This is a genomic window from Adlercreutzia caecimuris B7 (assembly GCF_000403355.2).
GTDB classification, from domain to species: Bacteria; Actinomycetota; Coriobacteriia; order Coriobacteriales; family Eggerthellaceae; genus Adlercreutzia; species Adlercreutzia caecimuris.
This window is the reverse complement of sequence record NZ_KE159646.1, coordinates 1,448,485-1,464,893: the sequence shown is the minus strand read 5'-3', so window position 1 is coordinate 1,464,893 and position 16,409 is coordinate 1,448,485. Positions and strand designations below refer to the sequence as shown.

The window sequence follows — 16,409 nt, the reverse complement described above, 5'->3', positions numbered from 1 at the left end:
TCCACAGCGACTGAAACAGGACTAAACGTCCTGTTTCACAAAGCGAGGACTGTCCGAGCGAATCGGAATACCCGGCGGCTCCGACTGAGGGAAGTCGCGATCATGAGAAGAGGAAGTATGGCGAAGAAACAATCGTTGACGATGCGGAGTTTGCATTACTACTGGCTGGCTACGCGGCGGCATTTGGGGCTGTTCGTGGCGCTGGTGGCTTCCACGATCGGGTTTTGCGGGTTCCTCACCTACGGCAACCCCTACGTGATGAGCCTCATCGTGGACCGCATCAGCGCGGCGCCGGTGGCCGCCGACGAGGTGTTCACCGTGTTCGGGCCCTATATCGCGGCGCTCATCGCCATCAACTTCGCCGGCCAGGCTTGCAGCAAGCTGCAGGACTACACGTTGTGGAAGCTGCAGATCGCCGTGAACTACGACTTGGCCACCACGGCCTTCGACTGCTTGTGCAACCAGTCGCTGTCGTTCCATTCCAATCGCTTCGGGGGCACGCTCGTAAGCCAGACCTCGAAGTTCATGGCCGGTTACACCCAACTTCTGCAGACGATGAACTTCCCGTTTCTGCCCATCCTGTGTTCCATTACGTTCACCTGCATCATCTTGCTGCCGGTCGTGCCGGTCTACGCGGGCGTGCTCATGGCCATGCTCGCGGTGTACGCGATGGTGAGCTACCTCATGTACAAGCGCATCCTGCACCTGAACGAGAAGGCCGCCAGTGCCCAGAACCAGCTGTCGGGCGAACTGTCGGACGCGGTCACGAACATCCTGGCCGTGAAGACCTACGGGCGCGAGGACTACGAGCGGGGGCTGTTCGACACGGCGAACCGCGAGGTGGTGGCCCGCGACTCCAAGCGCATGCGGGCCTCGCTCGCTCGCGGCGTCACTACGGCGGCCATCACCGTCATCATCATGAGCGTGGTCACCGTGTTCATCTCGGGCGGCAACGCGTGGTTCGGCATCACGCCGGGCACGGTCATCCTCATGTTCACCTATACGAACACCGTCACCAACCAGTTCAACTTCATCAACACGGGCCTGCAGCGCATCAACCAGGCCTTCGGCGACGCCTCCGGCATGACGGCCGTGCTCGACGAGCCGCGGCTGGTGGCTGACAAGCCCGGAGCGCGTCCGCTTTCCGTGGAGCTTGGCGACATCGACTTTAAGGGCATCAATTTCTGGTACACCGACGGCGATGTGAAAACCCAGGTGTTCAACGACTTCAACCTGTCCATTCCCGCCGGCCAGCGCGTGGGGCTCGTAGGTATGAGCGGCGCGGGGAAAACCACGCTCACGAAGCTCTTGCTGCGGCTGGCCGACATCCAGGAGGGCGAGATTCTGGTGGACGGCCAGAACGTGGCCGATGTGACCCAGACGAGCCTGCGCCGGCAGATCGCCTACGTGCCCCAGGAGGCGCTGCTGTTCCACCGCTCCATTGCCGAGAACATCGCCTACGGACGGCCCGATGCCACCATGGACGAGATTCGCGAGGCGGCCCGTGCCGCTAACGCGCTCGAGTTCATCGAGGCGCTGCCCCAGGGGTTCGACACCATCACCGGCGAGCGCGGCATCAAGCTCTCGGGCGGCCAGCGCCAGCGCATCGCCATCGCCCGCGCCATGCTGGCCGATTGCCCCATCCTCGTGCTGGACGAGGCCACGAGCGCGCTCGATTCTGAGAGCGAGGCGGCCGTGCAAGAGGCTCTGTCCAACCTGATGGAGGGGCGCACCTGCATCGTGGTGGCGCACCGGCTGTCAACGGTGGCGAGCCTCGACCGCATTGTGGTGCTCTCCCACGGCAGGATCGCCGAGGACGGCCCCCATGCCGAGCTCGTGGCCAAGGGCGGCGACTACGCCCGCCTCTGGAACCGCCAAACCGGCGCCTACGGGGAAGAGTAGGGAGGCGGTTTTCCTACAGTAGTGGGGCCCGGGCGCGATTCTCCGTTTCGCTATTGGGGCATGCACCAGGTTTGATCGCTCGTACAGCGGTAGCGGGAGTATTTGAAGCCATCGAAACGGCGATCGAAGGGGATTCCCTGCATATCGTCAACGATTGCGCGGCCGATCGCATGGCCTAGTGCCACGGGGACGGCGTTGCCGATCTGACGGTAGCGGTCAGAGATGTCTCCGCAAATGCGCCAGTCATCGGGGAAGCCCTGCACGCGCATGTACTCCTCGACGGAAAGCGGCCGGTTATCCGTGGGATGGCACAGATCGGTCGCCGGCATCGTGGGCGACGTGACAAGAGTTGGGCAGGGGCGATCGAACCAGATACGCCGGTAGAAGCCCGTTTTCCCCCCAGAAAGCTCGTAGGCTTTCCCCATAGCCTCTCGCTGCATCGGGAGAGGCAAATGTTTCCAGTATTGGCCCTCTTTGAGCATCTCGAAGTACTTGAGGCGCTTCGGGGGGAAATCGGTGTGAGTTGACGCCTCGGGATCGAGGCCCTCTACTGCCTGACGGAACGTGCGCCAGGCGGGAAGGTCATGCGTGCCATCGGCCGCGTGGGTGGGCGTGAGGTAGGGAACCTTTTTGCCTCCGAGCTTTCCGATGAGCACCACGCGCTCGCGAATTTGCGGCGCACCGAAATTAGCGGCGTTGTACAGATTGAAACTCACCGCGTATCCTGCCTCTTCAAGATGCTTGAGAATTAGGCGCAGTGCCCCGCCCTTGACTGGGTCGCCGTCCTTGCAAGTGGGATAGGGGGTGGAGAGAAGTCCCCGCACATTTTCGATGACGATATAGGTGGGGCGTATTTCCGCTGCCAGCTCGAGGTACTTCAGGAACACGTTGCCCCGAGCGTCATCGAAGGCGCGCCGCGCACCGGCGGTGCTGAAGGCCTGGCAGGGTGGCCCTCCGAACATGACATCGACGTGGGCGCCTGGCGCAAGGCCCGCGAGGGCAAGCAGCTCGGAGGAGGTATAGGAGTTGATGTCGCCCGCAAGGGCCGTATCGGGACGGCAGGCCTCGATGGTCATGCGGCATTTCCGGTCGTTCTCGCAATAGAGCAGAGGTGCGATCCCCGCTGCTTCCATACCCAGGTCAAGGCCTAGAGCACCGGAGAAGAAGCTTAGTGCCACGACGGGGGTCGCCTCTTCGGAGCGCCTCCCGTGGTCCTTCGGTTCGGGGATAAGGTTGTTCGCGTCGAGGTATTCCGCGATATCCTCCGCGTAGAGCACCCACTTGTTTCCCACCTTTTGCGCGGGAATTCTGCTCTCGCGGATGAGCCGTGATATTGTTTGCTTGGTCACGCCGAGGATATCGGCGGCTTCCTCGGCGGAGATAAGCGCATCTGGTTGGCTGCTGGTCATGGCTATCTTTCTGGTCGGAAAATTTTTAAGACCATTTTATACAAGTTTGCATGGGACGACTCGAAAATGTTCCAGTAGTATGGCGATGGTAGCGAAGCAGCGAGGAAGGTGGGTTTGTATGGGTGGTTCCGGCGATGAGCCTCGGGTGATATTTTCGGACGAGCGCAGTCTCGAAGTCGATTTTGTAGATTTGCCCGAAGAGGGACTGACTGACATCGAGAATAAGCGTGCCATAGCCTACGAGTACCTTGACGCATTCGTGGAGAACAGGATTGCCTACTATCGCGATCCCAAGAAGCTCAACTTAAAGAAGCTGCTCGCCAAAGACATCATCATGTTCGCGGCGCGCGGTGTGCAGAATGCCGAGGAGTTCGTCGCGGAGGCGTTTCGCGCTTGCGAGAGCTCAAGCGAGGAGACGGTTATTGGCACGACCTGGCAGGCAATTGTCAGTGCCATATCGTCTGACACACTCGACACGGGGGATATGATGACTGTTCGCGACGGTGCGCTTTACGTATGCGAGCTGAAGTCCCAGAAGAACACGACGAACTCCTCGTCTTTTCCGCAAGAATTGCGCGAACTGAAAGATAAATGTGAGGCGCAACGCCGCTTCCGGAGAGCGAGCAGCCAGCCGATTCGAGCTGCGTTCTGCGTTTTGCGCGACAAGAATGCCACCGATAAAGTGCTCACATACGAGCCTTCCGAACGCGATCTTGCCAATCAGGACATTGCGGGCTTTCAATATCGCTATCTGACGGGGGCGGCTTTCTGGCAATGGCTCACTGGATTCGATTCCGAGAAGGGCCTCGTGTCGGACGTGTCGCGCATCAACAACGGTGACGTGCGGATGGCGCGCCAGGAGTGCATTGATCGCTTGCAGGAGGAGATGCGGCGTGCTCTGCAAGAACATAATCTTGATGACTCGATGAATTCCGTGCTTGTCCTGAAACATCTTATCGGCTGAAAAAGCCGGGTTGCTGCTGATTGTCCGGCTCCGAACTTTCCCGCTTTGTGGGTGAAGTTCGGAGTCGCTTACAGCTTCACGACGGCATCGGTGGGGCCGGATTCGGTGGCGTTGACGAGGGTGATCGAGGAGGGGCTGGAGATCTCGCCGGTGCAGAGGGCGTAGACGCCCGGCTCGCTCACGGTGACGGCGCCGAGCTCGTCGGCGGTGAGCGCGCGCATCTGGGCGGGCACGATGGTGCCGCCGTCGGCGACGGCCACCGTGCACAGGTACACCTTGTCGGCACCGCTCCCCACGGTAAAGGTAAGGCCCGTCTCCGTCGCATCGGCCAGCGCCGCGTCGACGGCCTCCCCTTCTACGGCGGCTCGCCCGTCGCTGTGGCAGGAGGCACAGGCCTCGCCGGCCTTGGTGATGGGATGGTTCGACGAGCAGCCGGCCAGGGCGGCCAGGCTGACGGCGAGGCAGAGGGCCAGAAGAATGCGGCGCATGGGTGTCTCCTCGATTCTCGGGGTGCGATGGGATTGCGGGAGAATTCTAGCATGACGGGCGCGGTACCCATCATCCGCGCGACCGTATTTTCGCACACGACGCGGCTGGGCGTGGCATTTCGGGCGGTCGTGGGGCTCGCGGGTGCGCGGAGATGTGACCTGGCGGTGTCGATTTCCCTTCCGTTTTTGCGGGAGATCGCCTGCGCTCTTCGCGCATGGCGTTGTTGTGGTAACCTCAAGTGTTCGCAATTCGTTGTGGGAAGGAGGGCGTCGTGGGCGTCGGAGGCATCAAGCTGGCCGATTACGCCGATCCGCGTGCCGTGTCGCGGGGCGTGGGCATTGCCGCCAGCGCGAAGTCAATCGCGGGGCGCACCGTGCGTCGCGACGAGGATGTGACGGTGATATCCGCCCGCGTGGCCTCGGCCTCGGGCATTGCCGACTACTTCGACGCCTCGGTGATGTTCGGCGACTACGAGTCGCGCATCGTCGACTACGAGTGCACCTGCCCGGCCATCGCCCGCTTCGACGGCTTGTGCAAGCACTGCGTGGCCTTGGTGACCTCCTACTTTGCCCAACCGCGCAGCTTCGAGGAAGGTGCGGCGAGAACGGCGGCTCCGATGGCACGGCGCACGAGCGAGGCCCTCGGCCGGCTGTTGGCAGAGGGAAAGGGGAGCGCGAATAGCGCGGCCGCTCTCGTCTCGCGCGATGCGGAAGGGCCGGCCTTGGGCGTGACGCCCGGCAGCGTGCGCCTGGATGTTCAGCTCGTCTACGACGGGCGCCTCTGGTCGCTGCATCTGACGGTGGGCGGCGCGCGCGGAACCTACCAGGTGCGCGACATCGAGGCTTTCGCCCACCACGTGCAGAGCGGTGAGTTCCACGCCTATGGCAAGAAGCTCGCCTTCGCCCATCGCCTGGAGGCCTTCGACGAGCCGTCCCGGGCCGTGGCCCGGGTGGTGGCCGGGCTCTTTCCCGATGAGCGCCTGTTCGGGGGCTCGGCCTTCCGCACCGCCGGCACCGGCAAGCGCGAGGCACGGGTGCGCGAGGCGGAGGTAGTGGCCCTGCTGGACGCCCTCGGCGAGGGATCCTTCACGTTTGCGCGTCGCGCCGGCAGCGCCGAGGCGAGCGCCGACGTTGCGCCTGAACCGTGGCGTGTGGCCGCCGACGCACCGCTTACGGCCCTTCTGTTCGATGCTGCCGATGGCGGCTACGACCTGCACCTGTCCGAATCCGCGCTGGTGGTGCGGGGCTTGGAGCGGGCCTACGTGCTCGCCGACGGCGTGGCCGCGCGGGTGGAGGGCGCCGCGGCGGCAGCCTTCGCGTTTCTGCGGGAGGCGGGCCTTGCCGACGGAGGCGCGGCCTTCGTGGCCGAGGGCGACGGGGCGGCGTTCTGCCGTCGGGCGCTGCCGGTGCTGGAGGCGGCGGTGGACGTGCGCCTGCCCGAGGGGTGGGAGGCTCTGCGCCCGGTGGCCGGCACCCTTGCCTTCTACTTCGATAAGACCGGGAAGAAGGAGGCGGCGCTCATACGCCTGACGGTGAAGGCGTTCTACGGCGAGCGCGAGGTGGTGCTGGCCAGCCCCGCCGACTCGGGCGAGGAGCCCGAGCTGCGCCCCGCCTCGCAGCAGCCCTTCCGCGATCAGGCGCTGGAGGATGCCGGCATCATGCTGGCCGCCCAGTTCTTCGACGGCTCTATGACGCTGCCGCTGCGCCAGGCCGACCTGGCCGGCGAGCTGCTCTACGGGGGCCTTGCGCAGTTTCGCGCTGCGGGCGAGGTGTTCACCACTCCGGCCTTCGATCGGCTCGTGGCAGAGCGGCCGCCGCGGGTGCAGCTGGGTCTTTCGCTGGTCGCGAACCTCATCCAGATGGACGTGCGCGACAGCGACGTGTCTCGCGATGAGCTGGCGGCGATGTTCTCCTCGCTGCGCCGCCGCAAGCGCTTCCACCGCATGAGCGACGGGCGCATTGTGGCGCTTGCCGAGGGCGATGTGGCGCATCTCGGCGAGATGATGCGCGATCTGGGCGTGTCGGCCGACGATCTTCTGAACGGCTCGGCGCAGATTCCCACCTACCAGGCGTTCTACCTCGATCGGGAATACGCCGACGCGGTGCGCGATGCGACCTTCGAGGACTACCTGCGCCGGGTGGAGGAGCCGGGCTGTCCCGTGGAGCCCCCTGCGGGCCTGACCGCCACGCTGCGTCCCTACCAGCTGGAGGGCTTCCGCTGGCTCGCGCGGCTTGCCTCCCTCGGCTTCGGCGGCATCCTCGCCGACGAGATGGGCCTCGGCAAGACGCTCCAGACCATCGCGCTCGTGCAGAGCCTGCGGGACGCGGGGCGGCTGGAAGCGCCGGTGCTCATCGCCTGCCCCGCCTCCCTCGTGTTCAACTGGCTGGACGAGTTCGCCCGCTTCGCGCCTGCTGTGCCCGTGGCGGCCCTGGAGGGCACGCGCACCCAGCGCGAGATGCTCGTGGCCCGGGCGGCTGCGGAGGGGGAGGGGCGCGTGATCGGGCGCGGTGCACGGGCAGCCGGTGACGGTGCTCCCGCGGGCGAGGTTCCCGCTGTCATCGTGGCCTCCTACGACCGCGTGCGCATCGACGGGCCCTTCTTGCAGCCGGTCGGCTGGGGTATGGTGGTGCTCGACGAGGCCCAGCGCATCAAGAACCACGCCACCAAGACCACCCGCGCGGTGAAGCGCCTGCGCGCCCCGCTGCGCTTCGCGCTGACGGGCACGCCCATCGAGAACCGCCTCTCGGAGCTGTGGAGCATCTTCGACTTCCTCATGCCAGGGCTCCTCGGCAGCTACGAGCGCTTCCGCGAGCGCTACGAGCTGGGCATCTTAGGGGAAGACGAGGAGGCGGCCGCCCGCCTTCGGGCGCTCGTGGAGCCGTTTCTGCTGCGCCGGCGGAAGGCCGACGTGCTCACCGACCTGCCGGCGAAGACTGAGATGGTGCGCTACGTGCCCCTAAGCGACGAGCAACGGCGCCTCTACGACGGGGCCGAGCAGCGGCTGCGCGAGGACTTGAACGCCCAGAAGCGCCAGAACGCCTCGCGGGCGAACCGGCGCGGGCACCTGGCCGAGGTCGAGAAGAGCTCGGTGGAGGTGCTTGCCGAACTCACGCGCCTGCGGCAGATCGCGCTGGACCCGGCCCTCGTGTTCGAGAACTACCGGGGCGGCGCCGAGAAGCTCGGCGCCATCATGGAGCTGGTGGCCGAGGCTCAGGAGGCCGATCGCAAGGTGCTCGTGTTCTCTCAGTTCACGAGCTATCTTTCGGTGCTGGCCGACGAGCTTGACCGGCGGGGGCTGGCGCATTTCACCATCACCGGCGCCACGCCCAAGCGCGAGCGGGTGGAACGGGTGAAGCGTTTCAACGAGGATGACACGCCGGTGTTCCTCGTATCGCTGAAAGCCGGCGGCACGGGGCTCAACCTCACGGGCGCCTCGGTGGTGGTGCACGCCGACCCGTGGTGGAACGCCGCTGCTACCGATCAGGCCACCGACCGGGCCCACCGCATCGGGCAGGAGCGCGAGGTGGATGTGTACAAGGTGGTGGCCAAGGGTACCATCGAGGAGCGCATCGTGGCGCTGCAAGAGGCTAAGCGCGACCTGGCGGACTCCGTAGTGGCCGCCACCGGTGTCGACGCCCTGGAAGGCCTCACCCGCGACCGTCTGGCCGAGCTTTTGGGGGAAGAGTAAAAAGTATTAGTTTTCGACGGGTCCAAGAGCGCGATTCTTCGCGCGTGCTATGATGCTTCGTCATTATCAGGGGATATGGAAGTGGGGGCGATATGAACGACCAGGAGCGACAGACGTACGATCGACTTATACGAAAGGCTCAGGAGGCTTTCTTGCTCGCCATCGAGCTCTATAATCGCCCTACTATTCAGTACCATGTAGAAGGCTGCTCTTTCTTCCTCTGCAACGCATGGGAGCTCATGCTTAAAGCTCATATTATTGAGCGGTATGGAATTGGGGAGATCTATTATCCTGGAAATACGCGTACTCTTTCCCTAGAGGATTGCCTCAAAAAAGTGTTTACGAACAGCAAAGATCCTCTTCGCAGGAATATGGACAAGCTCATCGATGTGCGAAATACCAGCGCTCATTTCATTGTTCCTGAATACGAAAGTTTCTACGGGCCCATTCTGCAAGCCTCCGTTGAAAATTTCGATCGTCAGGCAAGAAGGCTCTTAGGTATCGAGGTGAGCGACCTCATTCCGGAGAACTATCTTGTTTTGTCTGTTCGCAAATCTGCAGTGGATGAAGATGAGTGCCGCGCCCGCTACGACCCCATTGTTCTTGAGAAGATGTTGGAAAAACGCGAGGGCATCCTTACCACAGCTGATGAACTCGATAACAGAAAATTCAGCTGCACCTATGTAACTGAGTTGAGAAGTACGAAGAAAGGCGATGCCGACCATACTTTTCGCATTGCCGAGAGCGGTGATGTGCCCGTGGCGATCATCAAGACACCTGTTGAAGTTAAGAACAAATATCCCTATCGCCCGAGTGGAGTGGTAAAGGCTATTTGCGAGCGTCTGGCGAAGTCGAACGTTGTTCTGATGCAGGATGGCTCGGATACGCGCGCCCGCACAAAGAATCGTCGCCCCTTCAACCTCTATATGTTCGGACTGTTTACTTCATTCTATGGAATGAAAACCGATAGCCGATACTCTTACGATAACTCGCTGGAAGGGGAGGCCTCTTCTTTCATTTATTCGCAGCAAGCGGTGGATTTGATTTGGGATAAGATACGAGAGAATCCGGAAGGCGTCATCGATCGCCTGAAGAAAGAAGTTGCGAAACGACCAAAGCCGACCCCAGGAGCAAAGGAATTCTAAGCATACAACCTATGCCTACTCCCATTCGGGAACCCAGCTTGTATCCACTCAAGTCGGCTTTGGTGAAATAGATTATAGCAGGTGCGTCATTTTGCGGCAATGTCAATATGGAAACAAATGTTCCTATATTTAATAGAGTTGACACAAAATGAAAATGGCAGACTCATGAGTGGTATACACGTGAGTCTGCCATGACGACTGAACGGCCTACTTCCGCTCGTCCTTCTCCACCATGGCGTTCATGGCGGCGCGCTCCTTGTCTGCGAGCTTCTCCTCGGCCACATCCAGGGCGCGTTTGTCATGCTTGGCGTTGGCGATGGCCAGCACCGCGCCCGATAGGGCGAACAGCGCGATGGCGTTGGGAATGACCATGAGCTGGTTGAACATATCGGCCATCTCCCATACCAGGTCGTTGGACAAAAGTGAGCCCAGGAAGATGAACACGAGCGCGATCACGGTGAAGGGCAGCACGGCGCGCTTTCCGAAGAGCCACTCCACGTTCAGCTTCGCGAACAGGTTCCACGACAGAATGGTGGAGAAGGCGAAGAACAAAAGGCAGATGGCCACGAACCAGGCGCCTGCGCCCTCGCCGAAGAACTGCCCGAAGGCCAGCTGGGCGATGTTGGTCTTGGTGATAGTCTCGGCGGTGAGGCTCGCGTAGTCGCCGGTGGCGAGCATTCCGTCGCCCACGTACAGGGTGGACAGCACCACGAGCGCGGTCATGGTGACCACCACGATGGTATCCACGAACACGCCGATCATGGCCACAACGCCCTGCTCGTGGGGGTCGCGCACCTCGGCCAGCGCGTGGGCGTGCGGGGTGGAGCCCATGCCGGCCTCGTTGGAGAACAGGCCGCGCTTGGCGCCCTGGCTGATGGCGGCGATGATGCCGAAGGTGGCGCCGCCCACGGTGGCGGCGGGGTTGAAGGCGCACTCGAAGATGAGCGCGAAGGTGGCCGGGATGTTCGCCGCGTTCATGATGAGCACGATAAGCGAGCCGAGCACGTAGAGGATGGCCATGATGGGCACGATCTTCTCGGTGACGGCGGCCAAACGGGACACGCCGCCGATGAACACGATGCCGGCCAGAATGACCACGGCCAGGCCGATGACCCAGGTGGGAATGCCGAAGGCGGTGTTCATGGTCTCGGCGATGGAGTTGGACTGCACCATGCAGCCCATGAAGCCGAGCGCCAGAATGATGGCCACGGCGAAGAACCCGGCGAGGAACTTGCCCAGACCGCCCTTGAAGGCCGTGGTGATGTAGTACACCGGGCCGCCGTGCACGGTGCCGTCCTCGCCCACGACGCGGGTCTTCTGCGCCATGACGGCCTCGGCGTAGTTGGTGGCCATGCCCAGCAGGGCGATGATCCACATCCAGAAGATGGCGCCCGGGCCGCCCACGATGATGGCGCCGCACGCGCCCACGATGTTGCCGGTGCCCACCTGGGCCGCGATGGCGGTGGACAGGGCCTGGAACGAGGTCATGCCGCCGCCCTGGTTGCCGCCGCGCAGGCTGAAGTCGCCGAACACGCGGCGCCAGCCCTCGCCGAAGCAGCGGAACTGGATGGCCTTGGTGCGCACGGTGAACCAAATGCCCATGCCGAGCAGCAGGATGATGAGGATGTAGTTGGAAAGATAGTTGTTGATGGTGGTAACGATACCAAGCAGTGCCTCTTCCACGGCGTTCCCTTCTTCTCACGAGAAAACTCGGGGGAACTTATGCGTGGCCGGCCGAAGAGGTCGCGTCATCGCTCTGTCCGTTTGCCTGAGAGATTCGGCCTGCTCCGCTTCGCGAAGCTGCCCGCTTGCGCGGGGGCCTTGCACCTTCGGCACTCACTTAAGAGTTCTCCAGAGTTTTCTCCGCCTCCGGTTTGCCGCACGGGCATCCCGAAGACATCACAGAAATATTGACTCGGCCACTCTACACCCTGACGCACCGTCGATCAACAACTATTTTGGTCAACGTTGTGCGCCGTGCCTGCAAAGCCCGCGAAAGGCACCCCGCCGCGGCGGCCGCAGGGTCGGCGAGACCCTCGCCTCCTGCTTGCGTTTCCCCTGCCGAGAGAGGCGCCCCGTCGCGGAGACGCGAGGCGTCTCTCTGTGTTATTATTGCGATAACGCAATGATTTAGGAAAGGAGAACCATGCTGTCAGTGGCGGAAAGCGCGGAGCGGCTTGGGGTAAGTCCGGCACGAGTGAGGGCGCTTATCAAGGCGGGGCAGCTGCCTGCGTGCAAGAGCGGCCGCGCGTGGGTGCTCCGTGAGGAGGACGTGCTCGAGCGCGTGGCGGTTCACCCCCGGGCTGGCCGTCCGTCGGCCGCCAGTCGATTTGCGAGAGGCTCTGCCCATCGGGAGCCTACGGAAGCGGGCGCCCCCCATGGGCTCTACCGGGAATGCCGCGCCCTTTTCAGCCATGTGCCCACCGCTGCGATGATGGCACAGGCTCAAAGCCAGGAGGAGGCGGCCTTCTACATGGCTGTGTCCGACTTCTTCCTCCAGCAACGGCAGGCGCAGCTGGTGAAGGAAGGCGTGTTCTGATGGCACGTCCGCTCTACGTCGTGTTCGCGGGGGTGAACGGTGCGGGCAAGTCGACGTTTTACCGTACCGGGTTCTGGAGGGAGCCGGGCATGCCTCGCTCGCTTGCGCGGGTGAACTCCGATGAGATCGTCGTCGAGGAGGGCGGCGATCCGCGGTCGGACGCCGATCAGATGCGGGCGGGCCGCGAGGCGCTTCGACGCATCGACGCCTGCCTTGAGGGTCGCAAGAGCTTCAACCAGGAGACGACGCTGACGGGCCGCACGTGCCTGAAGACCATCCGCCGCGCGCGCGAAGCGGGCTATCGCGTGGTGCTCTACTACATCGGCATTGCGTCGGCCCAGGCGGCCATCGATCGCATCGAGCATCGGGTCTCAGTAGGAGGTCACCCTATTGACGAGGCGGCCGTGCGTCGGCGCTGGGCTGCCTCGCTGCGCAACCTCTCCCATGCCATCGACCTGTGCGACGAGGTGACCCTCTACGACAACACCGTGGAGTTCGTCGCGCTCGCCCGATGGGAGGGCGGCGTTCTGTCGTGGGTGGGAAACCTCGCCAAGCACGGCTCATGGCTCATGGAGGCCGTTCGTGACGAAACCATCTGGCGGACGTAGGTGATGGTGCGACCCATGGCATTGCCGATGATTGGCGTGAGCAGCCGTGAGGAGCTGATCGAGAAGTTGAGATTGGACGTGCTTAGCGGCATGGTGGTCGATAGCGCCTGGCTTCTTTTCGTGCATAGGTAAGCTTGCTGCGAAATCGCCGCTTATCTTTTCCTTAACTCGGTTTCATCTGATCACTAAGCGCGGTATATTCGTTTTGGTCGATAAAGGAGGATGGACTATGGGCGTACGGCTGAAGCGAATTGGGCTGGGAGTTCTGGCGCTCGCCGCTGTTTGCCTGGTGGCGGTTTTCGCGATAGATGCCCATGTGCGTTCTTCTGCCGAGTCGCGGATTGTGACCGCCGACGAGACGGCAAGGCTGGATGGCATCGATTGCATAGTGGTGCTGGGCTGCGGCGTGAGGCCCGATGGACAGCCGAGCGATATGCTGGCGGACCGCATCGCTCAAGGTGTTGCTCTCTACGAGAAGGGCGCGTCGCCGAAGCTTTTGATGAGCGGCGACCACAGCCGTTCCGACTACGACGAGGTGAACACCATGAGAAACGTCGCCGTGGAAGCCGGTGTCCCGGCCGATGACGTGTTCATGGACCACGCGGGCTTCTCCACCTATGAGAGCATGTACCGGGCGCGGGACGTGTTCGGGGCAAAGCGCATCGTGATCGTTTCCCAGAGATACCACTTGTACCGGGCTCTCTATGTGGCGGAACGGCTCGGGCTGGATGCCTACGGAGTGTCGGCCGACCTGCGCCCCTATGCCGGGCAGGAGACACGCGAAGTGCGGGAGATCCTGGCTCGGGTCAAGGATTTCCTTACGGCGATCGTGCAGCCTCCGCCGACCTACTTGGGCGACCCCATCTCCCTTTCCGGCAGCGCGAGCGTCACTGAGGGATAAGGGAGAACGCCAGCGGTCTCTCTGCGGTGAAAACAGAAGTGCTGCTGTTTCCATTCCGCGTCGGTTGCAGACGCCCTTACCCCGCCAAATCCTCTACAAACCCCACGCGGTAGTTTTTGAAGATGACTTCGCCTTCCTCCTGGGTGGCGTCCAGATCCACATCGGCTTCGATGCGGAAGTCGCCGGCGCCGTCCTCGTCGAGGAAGATCTGGCGCACGTGCCACAGGTGCGCGTCCTGCTCCGGGCTCTCGTCGATGGCCAGGTAGGCCGCGCTGCGCGCATCGCCATCGAAGCGGATCTCGCTGTGCTCGGCGAAGTAGTCGTCCAGAGCCGCCTCCCAGGCGCGCTCGCCGTGCCCCCAGTCCTCGTCCAGGCTCCCCAGCTCGCGGGTGCGCTCCAGGGCCGCCAGGCGCACGCGGGCGAAGAGCGCATTGCGCACCATGACTTCCATGCCATGCCGGTCGGCCACCACGGCATCGGCGGCCACGGGCGGGGCGCCGGCCTCGGGCAGTGCGCCGGCATTCTCCCAGGCGTCCACGAGCGACGAGTCGGTGGTGCGCACCATGAACCCGAGCCACGCGATGATGTCGCGCAGACGGTCATCCAACACGTCGGGCGGCAGAGTGCGCACGAGCACGCGGAAGGCATCCGACAGGTAGCGCAGCAGCGTCCCCTCCGATTTCGCGATGCCGTAGCGGCCGATGTAGGTCTTGAAGTCGCTCGCCGTCTCCACCATGTCGCGCAGCACGCTCTTGGGCAAAAGCTCGTAGTCGTGGGCCCACGGCACGCCCTGGCAGTACAGCTCGAAGGCGCGGTCGAGCAGCTCTTCCAGGGGCTTTGGGTAGGTGATCTCGGCCAGGCGCTCCAGGCGCTCCTCGTATTCCACGCCGTCGGCCTTCATGGCGGCCATGGCCGCGTCGCGCGCCTTGCGCTCCTGGGCCCGCAGCACCTTGGCGGGGTTCTCCAGCGTGGCCTCCACAAGCGAGATGACGTCCAGGGCGTAGTCGGGGCTCTCCGGGTCCAGCAGGTCGAGCGCGGCCAGCAGAAACGGTGAGAGCGGCTGGTCGAGCGCAAAGTCCTCGGGCAGCTCCACCGTCAGCTCGTAGGAGGGGTTGCCCTCGGCGTCTTCCCCGCGCACCACCACGCCCGCCTCCAGCAGCGTGTGGAAGATCTCGTCGGCCCGCGCGTTCAGCTTGATCTTCTCCTCGGGGGACTGGGCCGAATCGGCGATGAGCTGATGCACGTTGGCCCAGGCGTCGCCCCCGCGGCTCACCACCGACAGCACCATGGAGTGCGTGATGCGCATGCGGGGGTTCAGCTTCTCGGGCGGCTTTTCGATGAGGTGTTCGAAGGTCTGCTTGTTCCAGCTGACGAAGCCCTCGGGCGGCTGCTTCTTCTTCACGCGGCGCTGCTTCTTCGGGTCGTCGCCGGCTTTCAGCAGGGCCTTGTGGTTCTCGATCTCGTGCTCGGGAGCGAGCGCCACCACCATGCCCTCGGTGTCGAAGCCCGACCGTCCCGCGCGGCCCACGATCTGGTGGAACTCGCGCGAGCGCAGGCGGCGCATCTTCTGCCCGTCAAATTTCGTGAGCTGGGTGAGCACCACCGTGTGGATGGGCACGTTGATGCCGACGCCCAGCGTGTCGGTGCCGCAGATGACCGGCAGCAGCCCCTGCTGGGCCAGACGTTCCACGAGCAGCCGGTAGCGCGGCAGCATGCCCGCGTGGTGCACGCCCACGCCGGCGGCCAGAAGCCGTTGGAGGATCTTGCCGAAGGGAGTGGTGAACTTCGTGCCCTTCATAGCCGCCTTCACGGCCTCGCGCTGTTCCTTGTCGGCCACGCCGTAGCTCGCGAGCGCGCGGGCGTTCTTCAGCGCCTCGTCTTGGGAGAAGTGCACGATGTACATCGGCGCCTCGCCGGCGCGCAGGCCCAGCTCCACGGTGGCCTCGAGCGTCTCCAAGGTGTAGTCGTAGGACAGCGGTACGGGCCGCGGCGCGTCGGTGACAAGGTCGACGGGGCGTGCGGTGCGCTCCTCCACGAGGGCGGCGATGTCGGTCACGTCGCCGAGCGTGGCGCTCATGAGCAGGAACTGTGCGTTTGTCAGGGTGAGCAGCGGCACCTGCCAGGCCCAGCCGCGGTCGGGGTCGGCGAAGAAGTGGAACTCGTCCATCACCACGCAGGTCACCTTCGACGCGGCGCCCTCGCGCAGAGCCTGGTTCGCGAGGATCTCCGCCGTACAGCAGATGACCGGCGCCTCGGTGTTGATGGTGGAATCTCCCGTGATCATGCCCACGTTCTCGCGGCCGAGCACATCTACCATGTCGAAGAACTTCTCGGACACGAGCGCCTTGATGGGGGCCGTGTAGTAGGCAGTGCGCCCCGTGGCCACGGCCATGAAGCACAGTCCCAGGGCCACCATGGACTTGCCCGAGCCGGTGGGCGTGCCCAGGATGACCGAATCGCCCACGGCCAGGTCCATGAGCGCGTCTTCCTGGTGGGGCCACAGCTCCATGCCCCGGGCCTCTACCCACTCTAGGAACACTTCCAGGGCCTCGTCGGGGGAAAGCACGTCGCCCTCGCCCGTTTCGGCCCAGGGCAGAAGCCAGCCGAGGGAACCCGGCTCGAAGGGGTCGATGGGTGCGACGGGGTTGTCGGCGTCCGCGCAGGCGCCGCGCTCGGCAGCCTCGGCGGCGATGTCGTCGGAGGTCTCGCAGGCGCCTTCCTCGACGCGGTTTTCGGCTGGGTTGTCCATAGAATGTCCGTTCTG

Annotated in this window: 11 protein-coding genes and 1 riboswitch; of the genes, 7 read left to right on the top strand and 4 right to left on the bottom strand. The window is 63.7% G+C overall.

Features of this window, described 5'->3' with window-relative positions:
* Nucleotides 1-117 precede the first annotated feature (117 nt).
* On the top strand, nucleotides 118-1,902 hold the full coding sequence (locus C811_RS09825; protein ID WP_016309417.1) for an ABC transporter ATP-binding protein: 1,785 nt from the start codon (nucleotides 118-120) through the stop codon (nucleotides 1,900-1,902).
* A 50-nt stretch (nucleotides 1,903-1,952) separates the two neighbouring features.
* On the opposite strand, the gene C811_RS09820 is transcribed toward C811_RS09825, so the two are convergent.
* Nucleotides 1,953-3,311 carry a DNA cytosine methyltransferase gene (locus tag C811_RS09820; protein WP_016309416.1) on the bottom strand — a complete coding sequence of 453 codons (1,359 nt, stop codon included), beginning with the start codon at nucleotides 3,309-3,311 and terminating at the stop codon, nucleotides 1,953-1,955.
* A gap of 118 nt (nucleotides 3,312-3,429) precedes the next feature.
* Here C811_RS09820 and C811_RS09815 point away from each other — a divergent pair, with 118 nt between their 5' ends.
* Nucleotides 3,430-4,275, top strand: a complete 846-nt coding sequence (locus C811_RS09815; RefSeq protein ID WP_016309415.1) for a PmeII family type II restriction endonuclease — start codon at nucleotides 3,430-3,432, stop codon at nucleotides 4,273-4,275.
* A gap of 68 nt (nucleotides 4,276-4,343) precedes the next feature.
* On the opposite strand, the gene C811_RS09810 is transcribed toward C811_RS09815, so the two are convergent.
* Nucleotides 4,344-4,763: a YgdI/YgdR family lipoprotein gene (locus C811_RS09810; protein ID WP_016309414.1), complete on the bottom strand. Its 420-nt coding sequence runs from the start codon at nucleotides 4,761-4,763 to the stop codon at nucleotides 4,344-4,346.
* A gap of 272 nt (nucleotides 4,764-5,035) precedes the next feature.
* Here C811_RS09810 and C811_RS09805 point away from each other — a divergent pair, with 272 nt between their 5' ends.
* Entirely contained in the window at nucleotides 5,036-8,452 is a 3,417-nt protein-coding gene (locus C811_RS09805; protein ID WP_016309413.1) for a DEAD/DEAH box helicase, read from the top strand.
* Nucleotides 8,453-8,544: 92 nt separating this feature from the next.
* Nucleotides 8,545-9,597: a DUF3644 domain-containing protein gene (locus tag C811_RS09800; protein WP_016309412.1), complete on the top strand. Its 1,053-nt coding sequence runs from the start codon at nucleotides 8,545-8,547 to the stop codon at nucleotides 9,595-9,597.
* A gap of 207 nt (nucleotides 9,598-9,804) precedes the next feature.
* Here C811_RS09800 and C811_RS09795 read toward each other — a convergent pair whose 3' ends face one another.
* Nucleotides 9,805-11,280, bottom strand: a complete 1,476-nt coding sequence (locus C811_RS09795; RefSeq protein WP_016309411.1) for an alanine/glycine:cation symporter family protein — start codon at nucleotides 11,278-11,280, stop codon at nucleotides 9,805-9,807.
* A 63-nt stretch (nucleotides 11,281-11,343) separates the two neighbouring features.
* Nucleotides 11,344-11,462: riboswitch (glycine riboswitch) on the bottom strand.
* A gap of 281 nt (nucleotides 11,463-11,743) precedes the next feature.
* Between C811_RS09795 and C811_RS09790 the strand changes: the two genes are divergently transcribed.
* The 3 genes from C811_RS09790 to C811_RS09780 all read left to right on the top strand — a co-directional run bounded on the left by C811_RS09790 (nucleotide 11,744) and on the right by C811_RS09780 (nucleotide 13,645).
* On the top strand, nucleotides 11,744-12,136 hold the full coding sequence (locus C811_RS09790; RefSeq protein ID WP_016309410.1) for a helix-turn-helix domain-containing protein: 393 nt from the start codon (nucleotides 11,744-11,746) through the stop codon (nucleotides 12,134-12,136).
* Nucleotides 12,136-12,744, top strand: a complete 609-nt coding sequence (locus C811_RS09785) for an ATPase (RefSeq protein WP_016309409.1) — start codon at nucleotides 12,136-12,138, stop codon at nucleotides 12,742-12,744. The genes C811_RS09790 and C811_RS09785 overlap by 1 nt, the downstream gene beginning before the upstream one ends.
* Before the next feature lie 229 nt (nucleotides 12,745-12,973).
* Nucleotides 12,974-13,645 carry a SanA/YdcF family protein gene (locus tag C811_RS09780; RefSeq protein WP_016309407.1) on the top strand — a complete coding sequence of 224 codons (672 nt, stop codon included), beginning with the start codon at nucleotides 12,974-12,976 and terminating at the stop codon, nucleotides 13,643-13,645.
* A 76-nt stretch (nucleotides 13,646-13,721) separates the two neighbouring features.
* On the opposite strand, the gene C811_RS09775 is transcribed toward C811_RS09780, so the two are convergent.
* A complete protein-coding gene (locus tag C811_RS09775) occupies nucleotides 13,722-16,394 on the bottom strand; it encodes a DEAD/DEAH box helicase (protein ID WP_016309406.1) in 2,673 nt (890 codons plus the stop codon).
* Between the last annotated feature and the right edge of the window lie 15 nt (nucleotides 16,395-16,409).

Excerpts from the sequence above, each read along its gene's own strand:
- C811_RS09825 (WP_016309417.1), top strand. The coding sequence starts at position 118 with ATGGCGAAGAAACAATCGTTGACGATGCGGAGTTTGCATTACTACTGG.
- C811_RS09820 (WP_016309416.1), bottom strand. The coding sequence starts at position 3,311 with ATGACCAGCAGCCAACCAGATGCGCTTATCTCCGCCGAGGAAGCCGCC.
- C811_RS09815 (WP_016309415.1), top strand. The coding sequence starts at position 3,430 with ATGGGTGGTTCCGGCGATGAGCCTCGGGTGATATTTTCGGACGAGCGC.
- C811_RS09810 (WP_016309414.1), bottom strand. The coding sequence starts at position 4,763 with ATGCGCCGCATTCTTCTGGCCCTCTGCCTCGCCGTCAGCCTGGCCGCC.
- C811_RS09800 (WP_016309412.1), top strand. The coding sequence starts at position 8,545 with ATGAACGACCAGGAGCGACAGACGTACGATCGACTTATACGAAAGGCT.
- C811_RS09790 (WP_016309410.1), top strand. The coding sequence starts at position 11,744 with ATGCTGTCAGTGGCGGAAAGCGCGGAGCGGCTTGGGGTAAGTCCGGCA.
- C811_RS09785 (WP_016309409.1), top strand. The coding sequence starts at position 12,136 with ATGGCACGTCCGCTCTACGTCGTGTTCGCGGGGGTGAACGGTGCGGGC.
- C811_RS09780 (WP_016309407.1), top strand. The coding sequence starts at position 12,974 with ATGGGCGTACGGCTGAAGCGAATTGGGCTGGGAGTTCTGGCGCTCGCC.
- C811_RS09775 (WP_016309406.1), bottom strand. The coding sequence starts at position 16,394 with ATGGACAACCCAGCCGAAAACCGCGTCGAGGAAGGCGCCTGCGAGACC.